The organism is Haliea salexigens DSM 19537, assembly GCF_000423125.1.
In the GTDB taxonomy this organism is placed as follows: Bacteria; Pseudomonadota; Gammaproteobacteria; order Pseudomonadales; family Halieaceae; genus Haliea; species Haliea salexigens.
In genome coordinates, this window is the sequence record NZ_AUHJ01000005.1 from 88,398 (window position 1) to 107,904 (window position 19,507).

Annotated in this window: 18 protein-coding genes; 9 read left to right on the top strand and 9 right to left on the bottom strand. The window is 61.8% G+C overall.

The annotated features are described in order from the left end of the window. Position 1 precedes the first annotated feature (1 nt). Both nspC and G533_RS0107340 read left to right on the top strand, forming a co-directional pair. A complete protein-coding gene (gene nspC, locus G533_RS0107335) occupies positions 2–1,177 on the top strand; it encodes a carboxynorspermidine decarboxylase (protein ID WP_205622577.1) in 1,176 nt (391 codons plus the stop codon). A 120-nt stretch (positions 1,178–1,297) separates the two neighbouring features. Then, on the top strand, positions 1,298–2,896 hold the full coding sequence (locus G533_RS0107340) for a phospholipase D family protein (protein WP_051230085.1): 1,599 nt from the start codon (positions 1,298–1,300) through the stop codon (positions 2,894–2,896). On the opposite strand, the gene G533_RS0107345 is transcribed toward G533_RS0107340, so the two are convergent. Together G533_RS0107345 and G533_RS0107350 are read right to left on the bottom strand one after the other, a co-directional pair. After that, complete coding sequence (locus G533_RS0107345) at positions 2,893–3,375, bottom strand: DUF934 domain-containing protein (RefSeq protein WP_027949395.1); 483 nt, start codon at positions 3,373–3,375, stop codon at positions 2,893–2,895. The two genes, G533_RS0107340 and G533_RS0107345, sit on opposite strands and share 4 nt — an antisense overlap. Beyond that, entirely contained in the window at positions 3,359–5,023 is a 1,665-nt protein-coding gene (locus G533_RS0107350; protein WP_027949396.1) for a nitrite/sulfite reductase, read from the bottom strand. The genes G533_RS0107345 and G533_RS0107350 overlap by 17 nt, the downstream gene beginning before the upstream one ends. Before the next feature lie 236 nt (positions 5,024–5,259). Here G533_RS0107350 and G533_RS24995 point away from each other — a divergent pair, with 236 nt between their 5' ends. Further along, positions 5,260–5,373, top strand: a complete 114-nt coding sequence (locus G533_RS24995; RefSeq protein WP_199228005.1) for a methionine synthase — start codon at positions 5,260–5,262, stop codon at positions 5,371–5,373. Here the strand turns inward: G533_RS24995 and G533_RS0107360 are convergent. Together G533_RS0107360 and metH are read right to left on the bottom strand one after the other, a co-directional pair. Further along, complete coding sequence (locus tag G533_RS0107360) at positions 5,370–5,630, bottom strand: DUF2970 domain-containing protein (protein ID WP_084638864.1); 261 nt, start codon at positions 5,628–5,630, stop codon at positions 5,370–5,372. The genes G533_RS24995 and G533_RS0107360 overlap by 4 nt on opposite strands. A gap of 42 nt (positions 5,631–5,672) precedes the next feature. Then, on the bottom strand, positions 5,673–9,362 hold the full coding sequence (gene metH, locus G533_RS0107365; RefSeq protein ID WP_035527027.1) for a methionine synthase: 3,690 nt from the start codon (positions 9,360–9,362) through the stop codon (positions 5,673–5,675). A gap of 162 nt (positions 9,363–9,524) precedes the next feature. On the opposite strand from metH, the gene nfuA reads away from it, so the two are divergent. Beyond that, positions 9,525–10,100: a Fe-S biogenesis protein NfuA gene (nfuA, locus tag G533_RS0107370; RefSeq protein ID WP_027949399.1), complete on the top strand. Its 576-nt coding sequence runs from the start codon at positions 9,525–9,527 to the stop codon at positions 10,098–10,100. Between the two features lie 44 nt (positions 10,101–10,144). Here the strand turns inward: nfuA and G533_RS0107375 are convergent, their stop codons facing one another. The 5 genes from G533_RS0107375 to gloB form a co-directional block, all read right to left on the bottom strand. After that, positions 10,145–11,224, bottom strand: a complete 1,080-nt coding sequence (locus tag G533_RS0107375; protein ID WP_027949400.1) for a 3-deoxy-7-phosphoheptulonate synthase — start codon at positions 11,222–11,224, stop codon at positions 10,145–10,147. Positions 11,225–11,328: 104 nt separating this feature from the next. After that, entirely contained in the window at positions 11,329–12,198 is an 870-nt protein-coding gene (locus G533_RS0107380) for an LLM class F420-dependent oxidoreductase (RefSeq protein WP_027949401.1), read from the bottom strand. Between the two features lie 124 nt (positions 12,199–12,322). Next, a complete protein-coding gene (locus G533_RS0107385) occupies positions 12,323–13,489 on the bottom strand; it encodes a class I SAM-dependent methyltransferase (RefSeq protein WP_051230086.1) in 1,167 nt (388 codons plus the stop codon). Further along, complete coding sequence (locus G533_RS21030; protein ID WP_205622578.1) at positions 13,473–14,612, bottom strand: LysM peptidoglycan-binding domain-containing protein; 1,140 nt, start codon at positions 14,610–14,612, stop codon at positions 13,473–13,475. The genes G533_RS0107385 and G533_RS21030 overlap by 17 nt, the downstream gene beginning before the upstream one ends. A gap of 227 nt (positions 14,613–14,839) precedes the next feature. Next, positions 14,840–15,607: a hydroxyacylglutathione hydrolase gene (gene gloB / locus G533_RS0107395; RefSeq protein WP_027949403.1), complete on the bottom strand. Its 768-nt coding sequence runs from the start codon at positions 15,605–15,607 to the stop codon at positions 14,840–14,842. Positions 15,608–15,687: 80 nt separating this feature from the next. Here gloB and G533_RS21035 point away from each other — a divergent pair, with 80 nt between their 5' ends. The 5 genes from G533_RS21035 to sohB are packed head-to-tail and all read left to right on the top strand — an operon-like array spanning position 15,688 to position 19,497. Then, complete coding sequence (locus tag G533_RS21035; RefSeq protein WP_035527114.1) at positions 15,688–16,443, top strand: class I SAM-dependent methyltransferase; 756 nt, start codon at positions 15,688–15,690, stop codon at positions 16,441–16,443. Next, complete coding sequence (gene rnhA / locus G533_RS0107405; protein ID WP_027949404.1) at positions 16,440–16,883, top strand: ribonuclease HI; 444 nt, start codon at positions 16,440–16,442, stop codon at positions 16,881–16,883. The genes G533_RS21035 and rnhA overlap by 4 nt, the downstream gene beginning before the upstream one ends. Before the next feature lie 16 nt (positions 16,884–16,899). Beyond that, positions 16,900–17,625 (top strand): DNA polymerase III subunit epsilon, encoded by a 726-nt coding sequence (dnaQ, locus tag G533_RS0107410; protein ID WP_027949405.1) that lies wholly within the window; start codon positions 16,900–16,902, stop codon positions 17,623–17,625. Continuing rightward, a complete protein-coding gene (nudC, locus tag G533_RS0107415) occupies positions 17,622–18,437 on the top strand; it encodes an NAD(+) diphosphatase (protein ID WP_051230088.1) in 816 nt (271 codons plus the stop codon). The genes dnaQ and nudC overlap by 4 nt, the downstream gene beginning before the upstream one ends. A 4-nt stretch (positions 18,438–18,441) precedes the next feature. Then, positions 18,442–19,497, top strand: a complete 1,056-nt coding sequence (sohB, locus tag G533_RS0107420) for a protease SohB (RefSeq protein WP_027949407.1) — start codon at positions 18,442–18,444, stop codon at positions 19,495–19,497. Positions 19,498–19,507: the final 10 nt, after the last annotated feature.

Consider the following 19,507-nt stretch of genomic DNA (forward strand, 5'->3'; position numbering starts at 1 on the left):
CATGCAGATTCTGCAGTTCACCGATTTCAGCAAGCTGGATCTCGCGCGGCTCCCGTCCCCGTGCTATGTCGTTGACGAAGTCGCCATTGAACGCAACCTGCGGATCCTGCGACACGTGGCGGATGCCAGCGGTGCCAAGGTGCTGGCGGCGCTGAAAGCGTTTTCCTGCTGGCGCCTGGGCGCACTGACCACGCGCTATCTCAGTGGCAGCTGTGCCAGTGGCCTGCATGAGGCGCGCCTCGGGCACGAGCACTACGGCGGGGAAGTGCATGTTTTTGGCGCGGGCTACCACGAGGCTGACCTGCAGCAGATTCTGGAAATTGCACATCACGTGGTGTTCAACAGCTGTGGCCAATGGCGGCGTTTCAGGCCGCTGTGCCTGGCTGCTCAACAGCGTCGCCCCGAGCTGCGCTTCGGCCTGCGCATCAATCCCGAACACTCAGAGGGCGATATACCCATCTATGACCCTTGTGCGCCAGGTTCGCGACTCGGCATCCTGCGTTCGCAACTGGATGTCGACAGCCTCGAGGGTATCAGTGGTCTGCACTTTCACACGCTGTGCGAACACGACTTCCCGCCACTGGCCCGCACCTTGGCAGCGGTGGAGGAAAAGTTTGGCGACCTGCTGCCGCGCATGGATTGGGTCAACTTTGGGGGTGGGCACCACATCACGCGCCCGGACTACCAGGTGGATGAACTGATTGCCTGCATTCGCGAGTTTGCGGCGCGCCATCAGGTTCAGGTCTACCTGGAACCCGGTGAGGCGGTGGCGATTGGCAGTGGGGTACTGGTCAGCGAAGTACTGGACCTCACGTGGAACGCGCTCGACCAGGCGATTCTGGATTGCTCGGCGACCTGCCACATGCCCGACACGCTGGAGATGCCCTATCGCGCCGAGGTCATGGATGCGGATGCGCCGGGGGTATTACCCCACACCTATCGCCTGGGCGGCCTTACCTGTCTTGCCGGTGATGTGATCGGTGACTACAGCTTCCGGCAGCCCTTGCAGGTCGGCCAGCGCGTGGTATTCAAGGACATGGCGCACTACACCATGGTGAAAACCTCTACCTTCAACGGTACCCGCCTGCCCGCCATAGCCCTGTGGAATTCGGAGACAGATGCACTGGAGATCGTGCGGCGGTTCGATTACGAGGATTTCCAGCAGCGCCTGTCCTGAGCTGTTGCCTGCTACTTCGGGGCCCATGCATGGGCGATGGTCCTGCGCAAGCCGCGTTTGCACAACCCCGGCATGCCGCTACAATCGGGGGCATCCCGTTTGCCTCTGGAGCGCCCTTCGATGTCCCACCGCCTGTGCTGGCCGCAAACTCGTCCATTGCGCGGCTGTGTCTCCCGCTGGCAGTCAGTGGCACCGCTGGTCATGGCGACGCTGGTCACCGCCTGTGCGGGTCTGCCCAACCCTGACAATTACGCCAAACCCGTAACGCATGTCATAACCGATACGGAAAACACGGCCCTGGCACGGCGTGTGGAGCAGTGGTATCCCGCCGATGCGGCAGGGCTCTCCGGGTTTGTGCCACTGGCCGAGGGCATGCGCGCTTTTGTCGCCCGCGTAGGGCTGATACGGGCTGCCGAGAGCAGCCTCGATGTGCAGTATTATATCTGGCACGCTGACACCAGTGGCCAGCTGCTGGCCCATGAGCTGCTGCAGGCGGCTGACCGAGGCGTGCGGGTCAGGCTGCTGCTGGATGACCTGGATACCGCCGGCAAAGATACCTTCCTCAGCCAGTTCGATACCCACCCGAACATCTCGGTTCGGCTGTACAACCCTTTTGCCTATCGCGGCAATCGTGGGCTGGGTTTTGCCTCCGATCTCAGCCGCCTGAACCACCGCATGCACAACAAGTCGCTGACCGCAGACAACCTGCTGACTGTGGTGGGCGGGCGCAACATCGGCAATGAATATTTCAACGGCCTCGCGCACACGGCGTTCTCGGACCTGGACGTGCTGGCTGTGGGCCCGGTTGTGAACGCGGTGTCTTCCATGTTCGACCAGTACTGGAACAGCGATGCAGCGGTGCCCATGGCGGCCTTCGCGCGCGCTGACGATGTCGCGGTGGAGCGCCTGTCCGCGGCGCGCAGTCAGTTCGAGGCCGTTGCCCGCTCGGCGTTCGCATCGGACTATGTACAGGCCATCAAGGGGTCTAGCTGGCTTGAGCAGATGCAGCTGGATCAACTCACATTCGCCTGGGGCAGCGCCAATGTGATTTTCGATGATCCCGATAAACCCCTCAAGCGGGAGGTGACCGCGGAGACGCATCTTGCACCGCAACTGCTGCCCATGCTGCAGAACGCGGCGCGCGAAGTGTTGATTGTGTCACCGTACTTCGTGCCCGGCGACACGCTGGTGGCGTTCCTTGCCGGCCTCGAAGAGCGCGGCATACAGGTGCGGATCCTCACCAATTCCCTGGCCGCCAACGATGTTGGCCTGGTGCACGCGGGTTACATGCGCTATCGCAAGGATTTACTGCGCGCCGGAGTGGAGCTCTACGAATTCAAGCCCGAGCCCGGGGAGCTGCAACGGAACAAGCGCTGGACCGGCTCTTCTACGGCAAGCCTGCATGCCAAGACTCTGGGCGCGGATGCGCGGCATGTTTTCGTCGGCTCTTTCAACCTCGATCCGCGCTCCGTGGCGCTGAACACCGAGATGGGCATCATCATCGACAACAACGAGCTGGCGGCGCAGATGCGCGCAGGTTTCGAGCAGGTGATCAGCCACAGTGCCTATGCCGTGGCACTGAACGGGGAGGGAGACTTGCGCTGGCTTGACCCGGCAGCGCCAGGGAGTGAACCCCTGGCGCAGGAGCCGCGCACCACCTGGTGGCAGCGATTTGTCGTGGGTACGCTTTCTCTTGTGGTACCCGAGAGCATGCTCTAGGCGGGCTGGCTCTCGCTGTCGCGGCGGCGGAACAGGGGCAGGGGCTCGTCGATGCTGGCCTGATAATGTTCCGAGAAGACGCGCAACTGGCGCAGGTATTCCTCGAGACGAGAAGCGTCTGCGGGCTGGAACGCGTCAAAACCACAGCGACGCAGGTAGTGTACCTGGTCGGGCATAAACTCGCCGGTCGCGCGCAGCTCGCCGCGATAGCCACGCTGCCGCAACTCACGCGCGTAGGAAAATCCGCGCCCATCGGTAAACACCGGAAAATCCACCGCAATGATAGCGAGCGTATCCAGCGCCTCCACAAGCGTGGCAACCTCGTCACCCGGCTGCAGCTGTACGGTGGGCAGTGTTTCTGTAGCCGCCTGCCATTGGGCCAGGGTTGGGAAATGGTCTTTGAAGAGCTGATCGCCGTCGGGCAGGGCGCGCTGCCAGCTATCGCTGCTGACGGTGTCGTTCTTAATCAGCTTTGGCATAAACGCGCTCCTTGAAGGGTTCAATCCCGACCCGGTTGTAGGTTTGCAGGAAGGTTTCCTCGCCTTCACGCAGGCTGACGAAGGTGCCCAGCAGGTTTTCCACCACATCGGGAACCGCTTCCTGGCTGAAGGAGGGCCCGAGAATCTTGCCAATGGCGGCATCCTTGGACTGACTGCCACCGAGGCTTACCTGATAGAACTCCGCACCTTTCTTGTCCACACCCAGAATGCCGATGTGACCGATGTGGTGATGGCCACAGGCGTTCATGCAGCCGCTGATGTTGAGCTCGACAGGCCCCAGGTCATACAGGTAGTCGAGATCCTCGAAGCGCGCCTGGATCGCCTCGGCCACGGGAATCGACTTGGCATTTGCCAGAGAGCAATAGTCACCGCCGGGACAGCAGATGAGGTCGGTGATGTAGCCGATGTTGGCCGTGGCCAGGCCCGCTTTCTGCAGGTGCTGCCACAGCTCATACAAGGCGGCTTCTTCTACATCAGCAAGCACCATGTTCTGCTGATGCGTCGTGCGCAGCTCGCCAAAACTGTAGCGATCTGCCAGGTCGGCCAGCAGTTCCAGCTGGCGGTCGGTAACATCGCCGGGGGCAATGCCGGTTGCCTTGAGGGATATGGTGACCGCCCGATAGCCGGGCACCCGGTGTGCGCGTGTGTTCCGTGCCAGCCAGTTGCCGAATATCGGGTCTGTTGCCGCCCGTGCCGCCAACGCCTCCTGCGAGGACCTGCCATCCAGCGCGGCATACGGCGGGCTGGTAAAAAACGACTGGGCACGGGTGATCTCGTTTTCGGTGAGCGTGCTGGGGCCGTCCTTGAGCAGGGCCCATTCGGCCTCCACCGCGTCGCGAAACGCGTCGATCCCCATTGCCTTGACCAGAATCTTGATGCGGGCCTTGTACTTGTTGTCGCGCCGACCGTGCTGGTTGTAGACACGGAGTATGGCCTCGAGATAGGTCAGCAGGTGACGCTTCTCCAGCCACTCGCAGATCACCGAACCAATTACCGGCGTCCGGCCCAAACCACCACCGACCAGAACCTTGAAACCCAACTCGCCTGCAGCATTGGGCAGCAATTCCACGCCGATATCGTGCGCGTGAATTGCGGCTCGATCCTCCTCACTGGCGCAGACTGCAATCTTGAACTTGCGCGGCAGAAAGGCGAACTCGGGATGCAGGGTCGACCACTGGCGAATGATTTCACACCAGGGGCGCGGATCTTCGCGTTCGTCGGCGGCTACGCCCGCGAACTGGTCGGTCGTGGTATTGCGAATACAATTGCCGCTGGTCTGTATGGCGTGCATCTGCACGCCGGCGAGCTCAGCGAGAATGTCGGGCACTTCCTCCAGCAACGGCCAGTTCAGCTGGATGTTCTGGCGGGTGCTGACATGCGCGTAGCCCTTGTCATAGTGGCGTGTGATGTGTGCCAGCTTGCGCACCTGCGTGCTGCTTAGCAGGCCGTAGGGCACGGCGATACGCAGCATGGGCGCCAGCCGTTGTACGTAGAGCCCGTTCTGCAGGCGCAGCGGCAGGAACTCTGCATCACTCAGTTCCCCGGCAAGGTAGCGCCGGGTCTGGTCCCTGAATTGCGCGACTCGCTCGTCGACGATGCGCTGGTCGTACTGGTCGTAAATGTACATCGAAAGGTCCTGTCACCTGTCCGCAAATCTGGCGAGGCGCTACCTTACCAGAAAGCGCCGCGCTGAATTATGCTGATTGTTTATAAGTTTAGAACGCGAGCTGCAGTTACCCCGGCGAGCCGGGGGGCACCTCACTTGGGCGCGGCGGTGCGTTGGCAGTGGGGCCTTTCCTGCTATAATCGCGGCCCTTGAGAGCCGGTGTTACCGGAAACCACGAACCAGCAGGAGCACAACCTATGTCAGGATCCACCAAACAGAGCGATGGGGCAGCCGATGCGATCGCCGCCACCGCCATCATCACCATCGTGGTGTTCGGGCTGTACCTGTGGCTGGGAGCCATGCCCGGCTAGGCGGCACTGCTGATCACTATTTTCACGATAGCGACCACAGTCACGATAAACAGCAGGGTGAAGATCAGACCTGCGGCGATGAACACCCCGAATCGACCCTGCTTGAAATCCCGCTCACGGTTGCGGCTGCTCTGGACGCCCAGGCCAGCCGCAAACACACTGCTGATGACCTGCCAGGGGCGCAGCGGCGCTTTCTGTTCGACATCGCCCTCAGCCTTTGCGTTCTGAGCCTGCTGCGTTTCAGCGGGTTCGGACATTGTTACACTCCTCGATTTTGCTCAGCGTGCTCGCGCACATCATCAATAGTCCAGTACGGGCGCCAGCCAGCGCTCCACCTCGTCGACTGTCATACCTTTACGCCGCGCCACACTAGCCACCTGGTCGCGGCCTATTTTACCCACCGCGAAGTAGCGGGCATCCGGGTGCGAGAAGTAGAAGCCGCTGACGGCGGAGGCGGGTGACATCGCAAAATTGTCCGACAGTGTGACGCCACAGGTATCCGGCGCCTGCAGCAACTGGAACAGGGTCGCCTTTTCCGTGTGATCGGGGCAGGCGGGGTAACCGGGTGCCGGGCGAATACCCCGGTAGCGCTCGCGCACCAACTCCTCGTTGCTCAGTGATTCATCCGAAGCGTAGCCCCACAGCTCCGTACGCACCCAGCGGTGCAGGTACTCGGCGAAGGATTCTGCCAGGCGATCCGCGAGCGACTTCAGCAGAATACTGTTGTAGTCGTCATGCTCCGCCAGGTATTGCTCGGACAGCTCATCGACACCGTGGCCCGTGGTGACGCAGAAGGCGCCCACGTAGTCCGCAGCGGCGCCAGGGGGTGCCACGTAGTCGGCAAGGCACAGGTTCGGCTCACCGCTGGGTTTGTCCATTTGCTGGCGCAGGTGATGCAGCGTTGCCACGACCTCGTTGCGGCTGTCATCGGTGTACAGGTCAATGTCGTCACTGCCGTTGCGGTTTGCGGGCCAGAAGCCCAGGGTCGCGCTGGCGGTTATGCGCTTCTCGCTGATGATCTTGTCCAGCATGCGCTGCGCATCGGCAAACAGCGAGCGAGCCTGTTCGCCGACAACGTCGTCCTCGAGTATGCGTGGATACTTGCCAGCCAGTTCCCAGGAAATGAAGAAGGGTGTCCAGTCGATAGTGTTGACCAGTTTCTCCAGCGGGAAGTCTTCCAGCACACGGGTGCCGAGGAAACTGGGGCGAGGCGGGGTGTAGTTATCCCAGTCCAGCTGCTGCGCGCGCGCAACGGCTTCTTCGTAGCCCAGTTGACGGGTGCGTGGCTGGCGGTTGGCCACTCGCTCGCGCACCTGGGCGTACTCCTCGCGACGCTCGGCAATGAATTGGGCCTTGCCGCGGCCCAGCAGTGCGGCGGCGACGGAAACACTGCGCGACGCATCGGGCACATAGATCACGGCATCATTGCTGTAGCGCGGTTCTATTTTCACGGCGGTGTGTGCCTTCGACGTGGTGGCGCCACCGATCATCAGTGGCACCTGAAAGTCCTGGCGCTGCATTTCACTTGCCACGTGAACCATTTCATCCAGCGAAGGCGTGATCAGGCCCGACAGACCGATGATATCCACCTGCTCTTCGCGAGCGACCTGCAGGATTTTTTCGGCGTGCACCATGACCCCCAGGTCGATTACCTCGTAATTGTTGCACTGCAACACCACGCCCACGATGTTCTTGCCGATGTCGTGAACATCGCCTTTAACGGTGGCCATGAGGATTTTACCGTTGCTCTGGGTGGCCTCGGTCTTCTCTTCCTCGATAAAGGGCTGCAGGTAGGCGACGGCCTGCTTCATCACGCGGGCACTCTTGACCACCTGCGGCAGGAACATCTTGCCGTCGCCGAACAGGTCGCCGACCACGTTCATGCCGTCCATCAAAGGTCCTTCAATGACCTCGATGGGCCGTTCAAAGGTGTGCCGCGCTTCTTCGGCATCTTCCACAATCCACGTGTTGATGCCTTTTACCAGCGCGTGCTCGATACGCTTCGCCACCGGTTCCTCACGCCAGCTCAGGTCTTCCACTCGCGCCGTGCCACCGCCGCTGTCGCGGTAGGTTTCCGCCAGCTCCAGCAGGCGTTCGGTGCCGTTGTCGCTGCGGTTGAGAATCACATCCTCCACCGCGTCGCGCAACTCGCCGGGCAATTCGTCGTATACCGCAAGCTGGCCCGCGTTGACGATGCCCATGTTCATGCCCGCGCGGATGGCGTGGTAAAGAAACACGGAGTGGATGGCCTCGCGCACCACGTTATTGCCGCGGAATGAGAAAGACACGTTGGATACGCCACCGGAAATCAGCGCGCCCGGCAGGTACTCATGGATATAGCGGGTGGCCTCGATGAACTCGACGGCGTAGTTGTTGTGTTCTTCAATGCCGGTTGCGATGGCGAAGATATTGGGGTCAAAAATGATGTCATTGGGATTGAAACCCACGCGATTGACCAGCAGATCCCAGGAGCGTTGGCAGATCGTCTTGCGCCTCTCCAGGCTATCAGCCTGCCCCTGTTCGTCAAAGGCCATGACCACAACGGCGGCACCGTAGCGTTTGCACAGGGTCGCCTGTTCAATGAACTCCGCCTCGCCCGACTTGAGGCTGATGGAGTTGACCACCGGCTTCCCCTGAATGCACTTCAGCCCGGCCTCGATTACTGACCACTTGGAGGAGTCCACCATGATAGGCACCCGGGAAATATCCGGCTCGGATGCCACCAGGTCGAGAAACGTCACCATGGCACGCTCGGCATCGAGCATGCCCTCGTCCATATTGATATCGATGATTTGAGCGCCATCCTCAACCTGGGTACGTGCCACGGCGAGCGCGGTCTCGTAGTCCTCGGACAGGATAAGGCGCTTGAAGGCGGCAGACCCGGTGACGTTGCAGCGTTCCCCTACGTTGACGAACAGGCTGTCCGCGTCAATGTTGAACGGTTCCAGGCCGGAGAGCCGGCAGGCGGGGGGACGCTGTGGCAATGGGCGCGGCGCGACATCCTGCACGGCGCGTGCGATCGCTTCGATGTGATGCGGTGTAGTGCCGCAGCACCCGCCGGCCAGATTGAGAAAACCGCGCTGGGCAAAGCCGCGGAAATCCTCATACATATCGTCCGGTGTTTCATCGTATTCGCCAAACGCGTTGGGCAGCCCGGCGTTGAGGTGCGCGCTGAAGTAGCATTCGGCAACCGAAGCAAGCTCCTCCAGAAACGGACGAATTTCCTTGAAACGGCGACCGCAGTTGCTGCCCACGATCAGCGGTCGGGCGTGGGCAATGGCGTTCCAGAACGCCTCGGGGCTCTGCCCGGAAAGCACTCGGCCACTGGTGTCAGGGAAGGTGACGGAGATCATCAACGGCAGGCTCTCGCCGCGCTCCGCAAACACCCCCTGCACCGCAAAAATCGCCGCCTTGGCGTTCAACGTGTCGAAGATGGTCTCGATCATGATCAGGTCGACGCCACCCTCAATGAGGGCCCGGGTGGCTTCACTGTAGTCTTCGACCAGTTCATCGAAACGGATGTTGCGCGCCCCGGGATTGTTCACGTCGGGCGAGATGGACGCGGTGCGGGGCGTGGGCCCGAGTATGCCTGCCACGAAGCGCGGACGGGAAGGGTCACGCGCGGTCATGTCGTCGGCGACCCGCCGTGCGATGCGCGCACCTGCGAGGTTCAGCTCCGCCGCCAGCTCGGACAAATCGTAGTCGCCCTGGGCAACGCGGGTGCTGTTGAAAGTGTTGGTACCAATGATGTCGGCGCCGGCTTCCAGGTAGCGCTTCTGGATACGCGCAATGACCTCCGGCTGCGTGAGACAGAGCAGGTCGTTGTTACCCTTCAGGTCACCGGGGTAGTCGGCGAAGCGCTCCCCCCGGTAATCCGCTTCCTCCAGGCCTTCCGCCTGCAGCATCGTGCCCATAGCGCCATCCAGAATGAGAATGCGCTCGCGCAGGGCTGCTGCCAGGGGGTGGTCTGAGTGGATATCCGGAGCCATGTTGGTACCTGTGTGTTGAAGAGGGGCGTGTCAGCCGCCGCTAAAAAAGCCCGCAATATTAACAGATAATGACGCGCTGTTGGGTCGCAGCATTTGCTCTCGCACTGGCACCGGGATGTTTGCTAGAATACTTGACCAATTTACTCGGAATGGAAGAGGGCCATGGTTACCATCACGGAGTCAGCACAGGGATATCTGGCGGAACTGCTGTCAAAGCAGGAAGATGCCCTGGGTGTGCGGGTATTTATCAACCAGCCTGGAACCCCGAAGGCAGAGACCTGTATCGCCTACTGCCGTGACAGCGACATTCTTGAGGGCGATGAAAAGCGCGACTTCGGGGCCATCACTGCCTGGTTCGATGCCCGCAGCCTGCCGTTTCTGGAAGATGCCCTGGTCGATTACGCCAAGGACCGCATGGGCGGACAACTGACCATCAAGGCGCCGAACGCGAAGTTGCCGCGCGTGGATGAAAACAGCCCGCTGGAAGATCGTATCAATTACATTCTCTACAACGAAGTAAACCCGGCGCTGGCGGCGCACGGCGGGGAGGTCAGCCTTGTCGAGTTGACGCCTGACCCCTATGCCATTCTCAAGTTCGGCGGTGGTTGCCAGGGCTGCGGCATGGTGGACCAGACCCTCAAGGGCGGGGTGGAAAAAACCCTGCTTGAGCAGTTGCCTGAGTTGCGCGGCGTGCGCGACACCACCGACCACTCGGATCGCAGCAACGCCTACTATTGAGTCTAGCCCCGGGGCGCGCGCTGCCTGAGGAGTGTGCAGCGCCCTCAGGCGTCTTCGAGACGCCGGGGCAGGGCGGTTTGCACAGCCGCATGCAACTTGCGCAGGCAGTTTTCGGTTTCTTCCCAGCCAATACAACCATCGGTAATCGATACACCGTATTGCAGGTCTTCGAGGCGCTCGGGGATAGACTGGCTGCCCGCGTGCAGGTGGCTTTCTATCATCAGGCCAACAATTGAACGGTTGCCTTCCAGGATCTGGTTGCCCACGTTTTCTACTACCAGGGGCTGCAGCTCGGGCTGCTTGTTGGAGTTCGCGTGGCTGCAGTCAACCATGATGTTCAGCGGCACACCGGCTTTCACCAGCGCCTCTTCGCACAGCTTGATGTGCACTGAGTCGTAGTTGGGACCATTGCTGCCACCGCGCAGCACGATATGGCCGTAGCGGTTACCGCGCGTGGTGATGACCGCAACCTCACCGTCGCCGTTGATACCCAGAAAGCGGTGGGGCTTGGCCACGGAGTTCAGCGCATTGCTGGCTACGGTGAGTCCGCCATCGGTGCCGTTCTTGAAGCCGACTGCGGACGAGAGGCCACTGGCCATTTCGCGGTGGGTCTGTGATTCCGTGGTGCGCGCACCAATCGCCGACCAGCTGATCAGGTCCTGCAGGTACTGCGGCGAGATCGGGTCCAGCGCCTCGGTGGCGGTGGGCAGGCCGAGCTCGAGAATATCCAGCAGGAGCTTGCGACCGATGTGCAGGCCCTCTTCAATCTTGAACGAATCATCCAGGTAGGGATCGTTGACCAGGCCTTTCCAGCCCACGGTGGTGCGTGGTTTTTCGAAATACACGCGCATGACAATGTACAGGCTGTCCTGGAGTTCGTCAGCCAGCGCCTTGAGACGCCCGGCGTATTCCAGTGCGGCATCCACATCGTGTATTGAGCAGGGGCCGACGACCACGAACAGGCGGTGGTCCTTGCGGTCGAGGATATTCTCGATCACCTCGCGACTGCTGGCGAGCTGCGCGTGCGCAGCGGCGCTCATGGGCAGCGCCTGCTTCAGTTTCGCCGGGGTGATCAGTACGTCCTGTGAGGCGACGTTGACGTTGTAGACTTCGGTATGACTCATTGCGCATTACCTGATTGCGGGCTTCTGGCGGGCGCGTAGCGGCCCGCTGCGGCGAAGCATTCTATAGCAGCGTCAGGCTTTTGAACAGAAAGTGACCGCTGCCCTCAGGATAGCGGCGCGATAACCTCGTCAGCGTAGCGTTTCACACCATCGATCTTCAGTGCGACATCCTCCGTTTCGCCGTGATAGAACATCCAGGGCATGGTGAGGATATGGGTGACGCCAGCGTCTTCCAGGCGCCGATAGCCGTCAGCGTCCCAGGCGTCGTTGGGAGTGGCCATGACCTCGAAGGGCTCGCTGTCCCGACCGTACTCCCGGCGCCATTGGCGTATGCGTTCAATGCTCTCGATAATCTCACTCGACGGCTGCAGGTCGGTGACCCAGCCGTCGGCAAGGCGTGCCGCGCGCCGCATGGCCGGGTCGGAAATGCCGCCGATCCAGAACGGAACGCGGGCAGTGGGCGCAGGGTTCATCTCCAGCCGGTCGAAGTCGTAGTACTGCCCGTGGTATTCCACCATCTCGCCCGTCCAGAGCAGGCGCATGATCTCCAGCATTTCATCGGTGCGCTTGCCGCGCGTTTTGAAATCCTGCTGCATCAATGCGAATTCATCCGCAGACCAGCCCACACCGAACGCCGGTGTCACCCGGTTGTTGGACATAATCGCTGCGGTGCTGATGGCCTTGGCCACCAGAAACGGATTGCGCATGGGCAGTACAAAAATATTGGTGGTGAAGCGCAGCCGCTTGGTGATGGTTGCCAGTCCGCCAATGACCACCCAAGGGTCGGGCCAATCGGTGAATGCGCCCCAACGCCGGCTGCCGTCCTCGGTGTAAGGGTAGGGCTGGCTGATGTTCTCCGGATGCACCACGTGGTCGGAAAAGGACATCGCCTCCCAGCCGTATTCATCGGCGACCGGCGCGATGTCGGTGAGGTGTGAAACCGTGCTGAACGAGGTGGAGAGGACAAACTTCACAGCGAAACTCCGTCAGTTTTATTGTTGAATTACCGTCACTCTAGCAAGATGCCCTGTCCTGCAGCAGCGCGGTTCAGCCTGGCCGCGGAACAAGCCTGCCATTGTCCAACAAGTCATACCCGGCTCAGCGCTCGGCGAGATAGACCCGAAACTTGCGATTCTCGGCCAGAACCCGCCATTGCTTGAAGCCCGCTTGCAGGGCGCTGCGGTAGTCGAGGTGGCGGTTGGCCACCAGGCACAGTGCGCCAGCCGGCGCCAGCACCTGAGCCGCCTGCAGAATCAGGCGACGTCCGACAAAATCATCCACGGTGTGTTGTGCGTGAAACGGGGGGTTGCACAACACCAGCTCGGGCGCGTCTGCCGTCCAGTCCAGCAGGCCATCACCGTGTAGGAAGCGTGTCTGTTGGTCTGCCGTCGATGGTAGCAGGCGCCCGGCGTTGACGCGCGCCGAAGCAATGGCCTGCGCCGATTCATCGCAAAACCACACGGTTGCGGCGAGTCCGGCCTGTAGCGCAGTCAGGCCGATGACACCGTTGCCACAAGCCAGGTCTACCGCGCACGACACGGGCCGCAACGCCGGTAACTGGTCGAGGAGAAACCGGGTGCCGATATCCAGTCCCTCGCGGCTGAACACGTTCGGCAGGGCGTACAGCGGTATACCGAGCGCGTCACTGGGGTAGTCGTTACCGGGTTCGGGCACGGCGCTCACTGGCTCCGCAGCGCGCTGTGCGCGCCACAGATGCGCCTTGTGCTGGCCGAGTTCCCGGTGCGGGGAGCCAATCCAGTGCTGCAGCTCCTCGTTCAGGCCCTTTGGTGTGTGTTTGTCCATGGCGGCTGCCAGCAGCGGGGCCCCGGCGGGTAACAGGCCGGCGAGTGTCGCCAGTTGTTGGCGCAGCAGGGCTTTTTGCTTGGGCACGCGCAGCAGCACGATGTCGGGTGCGGCGGGCGGGCGCTCGGTGCTCCAGACCACATCAACCGCCGGCGCACTATTGTTCGCGGTATTCAGCGCTGCGGCGTGGGCGGCCAGCGCGGAATCGGTCCACAGCGTCGTGGCGATGCCACTGGCCGAGAGTGCGGTGCAGAGCGCCCCGTGCTCATCATTCACCACCAGCGCTGACGTGGGGCGAGGCCGCATCTGCGCCACGGCCTCGAGCAACAACAGGTCTGCGCCACACCAGGCTTGCAGTAACTCCTTGCGCCGGGCCGGGTAGCGTTGTAGAGGGAAGTCGCCCAGCGGCGTTTGACAGAGCTGAGGTGTGCCCGCTGTCGCGGAATCAACCGTCTCCGACATAGAGTGTCAGCTGTTGCCCGGGAAAGATGGGGGCGCGGGCATTCAGGGCATTCCAGGCGACAATGTCCTCGACTCGCACCTTGAAGCGTCCGGCAATCCGGTACAACGAGTCGCCGGGGCGCACCTTGTAGTCCCTCGCCTCGGGAATTTTCGTCCCGCTGCGGCTGGCGATGCTCAGGGCGCTGTCGTCACCACGGGGAATCACCAGTGTGGCGCCTTCCCGGATGAAATTGCTGTGCAGGTTATTGGCGGCGCGCAACAGGTCTACACGGGTGGAGAACAGCCGGGCGATGCGGCTCAGGGTGTCACCCCGTCGCACCCGGTAATGGTCCCACTGCACGCGCTGCTCGGCAGACAGCTGTGCCAGTTGCTGCTGAAATGCCGTGGCGCGGTCTGGCGGCACAAGCAAGTCGCCGGCATGAGGCGCTGTTGCCCAGCGCAGGTGGCCGGGATTGAGCGCCTGCAGCCGGGCTTTCGGAACACCTGCCAACTGTGCTGCGCGACCGAGCTCCAGCTGCCCACCAGTCGGTACGGCGACAAATGCGGGCCGATTCTGCAGCGGTGGCAGGTTGACGGCCCAGCGCTCGGGCTCGGCGATCAGACTGCTCAGGGCCAGCAGGCGCGGTACATAATTCCGGGTTTCTCGCGGCAGGGGTAGGGACCAGAAGTCGGTTGGCCGGCCACGAGCGGCATTGCTCGCCACCGCCCGGCTGACCCGGCCGATGCCACCGTTGTAGGCAGCGAGCGCGTTAAGCCAGTCGCCATCCAGGGTGGCATACAGATACTCCAGGTAGTCCAGGGCAGCACGGGTGGAATCCCGCAGGTCCCGGCGGCCGTCGAACCACCAGTCGCTGGTGACGCCCAGGGTTTTTCCGGTGCTGGGTATGATTTGCCAGAGGCCAACGGCCTGCTGGGATGACACGGCGAAAGGATCCAGCTGGCTTTCAACCAGAGGTAGCAGGGCCAACTCGAGTGGAAGGTCACGACGCTCGACCTCTTCGACAAGGAAGTGCAGATAGAGCTCACCGCGTTCCGCAAGTACCCGCTGCAGCCCGGATCTCTGACGCAGGTAGTAGTTGCGTGCGTCCGCCACCTGGGCGTTCTCGGGTACCTGCCACTGCATGCCATGCTGCAAGCGGCCCCACAAGTCGTCGGGGTTGCTGTGGGGTAGCCGAATGGGACGATTTTCGACGCTGAGCCGGGCGGGGACCGCCTGTGTGATGGCGTTGGCGCCAGGGCGCGCTGCATCGGCGCTCTCCCCGGGCGGCAGGGTCTGGCAGCCTGCCAGTGCAAAAAGTGCCGAAACTACTATAGCTATGCTTTTTAAGCTTTTGATTATGTGGCGTTTTATCAAAATGAGTCTTTCCACGATCGGAGCGCAGCGAAGACGGATGCGGGCGCATCACCCTGCCATTTTCCCTCGCGTTGCAGGGAGGCAATCAACGCCGGTTCAGCGCAGCGCAGGAACGGGTTGGTGGCTCGTTCAACAGCGATGGATGAGGGTACGCTGGGCTCATCTTGTGCGCGTAGTCGGGCAACGGCCTTTACCCGTTGCGCCAGTGTGCTGTTGTCCGGCTCGGCCGCCTGCGCGAACCGCAGGTTGGCCTGCGTGTATTCATGCGCGCAAAACACCCGGGTCTCGGCTGGCAAAGCCGCCAGCGCCGACAGGGAGGCATGCATCACGGGTGCGGTGCCTTCGAACATGCGTCCGCAGCCGCCGGCGAAAAGCGTGTCCCCACAAAACAACAGGGGGTCTTCGCCAGGGCTGAAGAAAGCGATGTGATCAAGGGTGTGACCGGGCACGGCAATGACGGTGAAATCCCGACCAAACACGGAAACGGAATCGCCCTCGCCAACCGCGTGCGTGATACCGGTAATTGCAGGGTTGTCGGGGCCGTACACAACGGGCTGCGCATGCGCAATGAGCTCGGGCAGCCCCCCCACGTGATCGAAGTGGTGGTGCGTGATGAGGATTGTGGTCAGCTGCAAATTGCGCGCGCGTAGCAGGCTCAGCACGGGGGCCGCATCGCCCGGGTCGACCACGGCACAGTGCTCGCCGTCTTGAAGCAGCCAGATATAGTTGTCGTTGAAGGCCGGTATCGGTTCAATTGCCAGCATGGATGACGTTCAAAACCCCTTCAAATGCATTAACATGGCCGCTGATTCAAGCGAGTGCCGGTGAACGGCCACGGGAACTGATGCGCGAGTGTAGCGATATTTTGGCCGAACTGGAATCCTGGTACGCCAGGGAATCCACCCGGCACCTGCACGCAACGGTGCAGGAGGCCCTGGAGCCATTGCTGGAAACCGCCTTTGGCTACCATCTCCTGCAGATTGGCCACACCCGCGATCAGCCTTTATACGGCAATAGCCGCATCAGGCACCGCGCCTATCTGGCGCCAGCGCAAGGGGCAGCGGTTTCCCTTATTGCCCAGCACGACGAGTTGCCGATAGAAAGCGACAGCGTCGATGTCGTGATTGCGCATCACAGCCTTGATTTCACCCAGCGGCCGCACGAAGTGCTGCGCGAGTTACAGCGCGTGCTCACGCCCCACGGGCAGCTATTGCTGGTGGGTTTCAACCCGCTGGCCGCAGGGTGCGGTGTACGCCGGCTGCGGGGCCTCGCGGGGCACCCCCTGTGGCAGGCGCTGTCGCCCGTAAGCGCTCGCAGGTTGCTGGACTGGCTGCGCCTGCTGGGCCTGGAAATCCAGTCGCTGCGCTACCTGCACCCGTTACCCGTGACAGGGCAGGGGCGTATCGCCCGCTACGCGCAGCAGGCCAATCAGTGGAGCCAGAAAATACCCTTGCCGCTTGGCGAGCTTTACCTGGTGCACGCCGTCAAGCAGGTGGGCGGGCGCGTGTTGCCGGTGCGTCGCTCGCTGCAGGGCCCGCGCTTGATCGGGCTGACGGTGCCCAAGCCAGCGGCAGCACCACGTGGAGACCACGCAGCGTGAAGCAGGTCGAAATATTCACCGACGGCGCGTGTCGCGGGAACCCCGGGCCAGGCGGTTGGGGCGCACTGCTGCGCTTTGCGGGCCGTGAGCGGCAGCTGTATGGCGGCGCTGCGGAAACCACCAATAACCGCATGGAACTGCAGGCCGCCATTGAGGCCCTGCGCGCGCTCAAGGAACCCTGCGAGGTCAACCTGACCACGGACTCCGTGTATGTGCGCGACGGTATTACCAAGTGGCTTCCCAACTGGAAGCAGAAAAACTGGAAGACGGCGGCACGCCAGCCGGTCAAGAATGTCGATCTCTGGCAGGCGCTGGATGAACAGAACCAGCGTCATCGTATTCAGTGGCACTGGGTCAAAGGCCACAGCGGTCATCGGGAAAACGAGATTGCCGACCAGCTGGCCAATCGGGGTATCGACGAGCTACTACATAAAACCTGAACAACGGAAGCACACTGTGAGACTGATTGTACTGGACACAGAGACCACTGGCCTGGAAGTCAGCCAGGGGCACCGCATCATCGAAATTGGTTGCGTGGAACTGGTCAACCGGCGTTTGACGGGAAACCATTTCCACCGTTACATCAATCCGGAGCGCGACATTGACCAGGGCGCGATAGAGGTGCACGGCATTACCCGCGAATCCCTGGCCGACAAGCCGGTATTTGCACAGGTGGCCGCAGATTTCCTCGAGTTCGTGCGCGGCGCGGAGCTGGTCATCCACAACGCGCCCTTCGATCTCGGCTTTCTGGATGCGGAACTGCGACGGCTGGATGACAATCACCCGGGGCTTGACCAGTGGTGTACGGTCACCGACACCCTGGTCATGGCGCGCCGGCGCCATCCCGGGCAGCGCAACAACCTCGATGCGCTGTGCAACCGCTACACCGTGGACAATTCCCAGCGCGATTTGCACGGCGCCCTGTTGGACGCCGAAATCCTGGCGGATGTCTACCTGGCGATGACCGGTGGACAGACCACGTTTCAGCTTGCCGACAACGGTCCCGGCGAGGAGGGCGGCAGTGGCCACAGCGAGGGGATTCGGCGCCTGCCCGCCCAGCGCCAGCCTTTGCCGGTGATCAGGGCCAGCGCAGAGGAGCTCGCGGCACACGAAGCTCAGCTGGAGGCGATTGAGCGCAGCAGTGGTGGCAGGGTGGTCTGGCGGGAGGTTTTTCCAGCATGAGTGTTGAATTTCACAATCGCGCGCCGCAATCCATCGAAGGCGCGCTGCACCTGGTGTTCCAGGGCGGGCAGCTGGTGAGCGACATGCACACGGAACCCCTGCTGCCCCGCGCTGAGCTGCAGCAACTGGGCTGGCTGGTGGTGCGCGAGCAGTTCCTTGGCTACTGGCACGGCCGCCCGTGTTTTGCGGTGGAAATTGATGCCGGCATCGAGCCGGACCCCATGCGTTTCGTGCGTGGCAGCCTGTATCAGTTGCTGGGCCGGGTTGATGATGGCCTGTTCGCACTGGCCGGGCGCGCGGCACAGCTGCTGGCCTGGGAGCGCGACCACCAGTACTGTGGGCGCTGCGGTGCCGCGATGGTTGTGGATATCGGCGAGCGCGCCATGCGCTGTACGCCCTGTGCGACCATCAACTACCCCCGCATCAATCCCTGCGTGATCACGCTGGTGACTCACGGCGAGGAGCTCCTGCTGGCGCGCAATGCCAACTTCCCGGGCAAGATGTACAGCACGCTTGCCGGGTTTATTGAAGCGGGTGAAAGCGCCGAGGATACCCTGCACCGCGAGGTGCGCGAGGAAGTGGGCGTGGAGGTGACGCGGCTGCGCTACTTCGGGTCGCAGTCCTGGCCCTTTCCCAGCCAGCTCATGCTCGGCTATTTTGCCGACTATGCGGGAGGCGACATTGTCTGTGAGCCGGGCGAGATCGCCGACGCACGCTGGTTCCATTACAGTGCTCTGCCGCAAGTGCCGCCGCCCAGTTCCATTGCAGGGCAACTCATTCGTCACTACATCAGCGAACTAACACGGGAGTAACCCCTTGGAGCACGTATATCAGTACGGTCTTTTTCTGGCCCAGACACTTACCTTCGTAATTGCGGCACTCCTGCTGGTCGCGGGCCTTGTGGCGCTCGGCCAGCGCCACAAGGCGCGGGCAGAAGGGCACATCGAAATCCATAAGGTGAATGACAAGTACAAGGACATCGCGGACGCGATGCGCACCGCCATGACCGACCCGGTGCTGCAGAAAGTGGCTGAAAAGGCCCGCCAGAAAGTGAAAAAGGCCGAAGCCAAGGCCGCCAAGAAGCGCGCCAAGAAACCAGAATCAACTGAAGAAAAGCATCGTAATAAATTGTTTATACTGGATTTTGACGGTGACATAAAAGCCAGTGCCTGTGACCAGCTACGCGAAGAGATTTCCGCTGTATTGCCGCATGTGGACGAGGGCGATGAGATTCTGCTGCGCCTGGAGAGCCCGGGCGGCATGGTACACGGCTACGGCCTTGCCGCCAGTCAGCTACAGCGGATTACCGATGCAGGCGCGCAATTGACCGTGGCCGTCGACAAAGTGGCGGCCAGCGGCGGTTATATGATGGCCTGCGTTGCCCAGCGCATCATTGCTGCGCCGTTCGCCATTCTGGGTTCCATTGGCGTGCTGGCACAATTGCCCAACTTCCACCGGCTGCTGAAAAAGCACGATATCGATTTCGAGCTGCTCACAGCGGGGGAATACAAGCGCACTTTGACCCTGTTCGGCGAAAATACCGACAAGGGCCGGGAAAAGTTCATTGAAGACCTGGAGAAAACCCACACCTTGTTCAAAGCATTTGTCAGCGAAAACAGGCCCTCGCTGGACATTGAGCAGGTCGCCACCGGCGAGGTCTGGTATGGGCGTGAGGCGGTCGCGATGGGCCTTGTCGATGCGGTGCAGACCAGTGATGCCTTTGTGCAGGCCCAGCTGGAGGAGCGGGATGTATTCGAAGTGTCTTACGTGGAGCGCAAGAACTGGCAGGACAAGCTGGGCATGGCGGCACAAGGCGCCGTCGAGCGGGGTTTATTGAAGCTGTGGCAATACAACCGCGGGCCTCACGCCTAGGCCACGCGGC

Excerpts from the sequence above, each read along its gene's own strand:
- nspC (WP_205622577.1), top strand. The coding sequence starts at position 2 with ATGCAGATTCTGCAGTTCACCGATTTCAGCAAGCTGGATCTCGCGCGG.
- G533_RS0107340 (WP_051230085.1), top strand. The coding sequence starts at position 1,298 with ATGTCCCACCGCCTGTGCTGGCCGCAAACTCGTCCATTGCGCGGCTGT.
- G533_RS0107345 (WP_027949395.1), bottom strand. The coding sequence starts at position 3,375 with ATGCCAAAGCTGATTAAGAACGACACCGTCAGCAGCGATAGCTGGCAG.
- G533_RS0107350 (WP_027949396.1), bottom strand. The coding sequence starts at position 5,023 with ATGTACATTTACGACCAGTACGACCAGCGCATCGTCGACGAGCGAGTC.
- G533_RS24995 (WP_199228005.1), top strand. The coding sequence starts at position 5,260 with ATGTCAGGATCCACCAAACAGAGCGATGGGGCAGCCGATGCGATCGCC.
- G533_RS0107360 (WP_084638864.1), bottom strand. The coding sequence starts at position 5,630 with ATGTCCGAACCCGCTGAAACGCAGCAGGCTCAGAACGCAAAGGCTGAG.
- metH (WP_035527027.1), bottom strand. The coding sequence starts at position 9,362 with ATGGCTCCGGATATCCACTCAGACCACCCCCTGGCAGCAGCCCTGCGC.
- nfuA (WP_027949399.1), top strand. The coding sequence starts at position 9,525 with ATGGTTACCATCACGGAGTCAGCACAGGGATATCTGGCGGAACTGCTG.
- G533_RS0107375 (WP_027949400.1), bottom strand. The coding sequence starts at position 11,224 with ATGAGTCATACCGAAGTCTACAACGTCAACGTCGCCTCACAGGACGTA.
- G533_RS0107385 (WP_051230086.1), bottom strand. The coding sequence starts at position 13,489 with ATGTCGGAGACGGTTGATTCCGCGACAGCGGGCACACCTCAGCTCTGT.
- G533_RS21030 (WP_205622578.1), bottom strand. The coding sequence starts at position 14,612 with ATGCAGTGGCAGGTACCCGAGAACGCCCAGGTGGCGGACGCACGCAAC.
- gloB (WP_027949403.1), bottom strand. The coding sequence starts at position 15,607 with ATGCTGGCAATTGAACCGATACCGGCCTTCAACGACAACTATATCTGG.
- G533_RS21035 (WP_035527114.1), top strand. The coding sequence starts at position 15,688 with ATGCGCGAGTGTAGCGATATTTTGGCCGAACTGGAATCCTGGTACGCC.
- nudC (WP_051230088.1), top strand. The coding sequence starts at position 17,622 with ATGAGTGTTGAATTTCACAATCGCGCGCCGCAATCCATCGAAGGCGCG.